The sequence below is a fragment of the Martelella alba genome (assembly GCF_006516955.1).
GTDB classification, from domain to species: Bacteria; Pseudomonadota; Alphaproteobacteria; order Rhizobiales; family Rhizobiaceae; genus Martelella; species Martelella alba.
The window spans coordinates 1-1,490 of record NZ_VHLG01000045.1 but is presented as its reverse complement, the minus strand read 5'-3'; the positions used below and the strand labels follow the sequence as shown (position 1 = coordinate 1,490).

The 1,490-nt window shown below is 62.1% G+C and carries 2 protein-coding genes; both read left to right on the top strand.

Features of this window, described 5'->3' with window-relative positions; genetic code table 11:
• Nucleotides 1-962 (top strand): phage major capsid protein (locus tag FJU08_RS22590; RefSeq protein ID WP_141151295.1); only part of this gene is annotated, 962 nt, incomplete at its 5' end.
• Between the two features lie 28 nt (nt 963-990).
• Nucleotides 991-1,371 (top strand): hypothetical protein, encoded by a 381-nt coding sequence (locus FJU08_RS22585; protein WP_141151294.1) that lies wholly within the window; start codon nt 991-993, stop codon nt 1,369-1,371.
• Nucleotides 1,372-1,490 lie beyond the last annotated feature (119 nt).

Below are 1,490 nucleotides of genomic sequence, written 5' to 3'. Positions count from 1 at the left end.
GGCCGGACGGCGGCGCGGGCTTTGGCGGCGATCAGATCACCGAAGAGCGCAAGGCCTTTGCCGCCTATCTCTCCCGTGGCGATGCCCTGCCGTCCGATGAGCGCAAGGCTCTGACGGTTTCGTCTGATCCGGGCGGCGGCTATCTGGCACCGGCAGAGATGGCGGGCGAGTTCATTCGCGAGCTTCATGAGTTCTCGCCGGTCCGTTCCATCGCAACCGTGTCTTCGACCGGCGCGCCGTCGGTGATCTATCCGAAGCGCACCGGCATCACCAATGCCACATGGGGCGGTGAGACACAGGAACAGACGGGATCGGAACCCGGCTTCGGTCAGGCGGAAATCCCGGTCAAGGAACTCAAGACCTATGTCGATATCTCGAACCAGTTGCTGGCTGACAGTGCCGGGCAGGTGGAGCGCGAGGTCAATCTGGCGCTGTCGGAAGATTTTGGCGTCAAGGAAGGCTCGGCCTTCGTCAACGGCAATGGTTTGCTTCAGCCCGAAGGTTTTATGAGCAACGCCGATATCAAGACCATTGCTAATGGTGCCGTTGACCGGATCAGCGGGGACGCACTGATTGCGCTTCTCTATTCGCTGCCCGCGACCTACCGCAATCGCGGCACATGGGCGATGAACGGCACGACGCTTGGCTGGCTGCGCAGCATTCAGAACGCACAGGGCGACTACATCTGGCAGCCCTCGCTTCAGGCAGGCCAGCCGGAAACGCTGCTCGGCCGTCCGGTGGTCGAAATGGTCGATATGCCGGACATGGAAGAGGATGCCTGCCCAATCATCTATGGCGACTTCTCGGCCTACCGCATTGTCGACCGGATCGGCCTTTCGGTTCTGGTCAATCCCTATCTGCTCGCCACCACGGGCCTGACCCGCATTCACGCGACCCGCCGTGTCGGTGGCCGTGTGCTTCAGCCGGCGCGCTTCAAGAAACTGAAGATGGCCGCGAAGTAAGCGCCGGACACGGAAAGGAACAACAAACATGCGTGATCTTAAGAACAATATCGGCATCCGGCAGGCTCTGGCCCCTGCCGTCTTCACTGCGGCGGCGGTTGGCCCGGTGCTGGATCTTCTCGGCTTTGGCTCTGCTGCAATCGCAGTGACGACCGGGGCGATTGAAGCCGATGGCGACTTTGCCGTCAGCCTTCAGGAGAGCGACGACGGCGCGGCATTCACGGACGTTGCTGCCACCGACATGGACGGAAGTTTCCCGGCAAGCCTGGCTGAAGCGACCACCGTCAAGGTCGGTTATCGCGGCAATTGCCGTTACCTGCGGCTTGCCCTTGCCAAGGCTGGCGGCACGTCGATTGCGGTCTCGGCCGTTCTGATCACCGGTAACGCTTGCGAGCGCCCGGTTAGCTGATCGGGGGATTGTTTGACGGCGCTGCGATCCGCCGAACACCGGAAAGTCACCTGCCTTCCCCCGACCGCTTTGCGGCTTTGGCGGCCTTGCAGGGTTCAAGGTGACACGGTCGCGTCTTC

Excerpts from the sequence above, each read along its gene's own strand:
- FJU08_RS22585 (WP_141151294.1), top strand. The coding sequence starts at position 991 with ATGCGTGATCTTAAGAACAATATCGGCATCCGGCAGGCTCTGGCCCCT.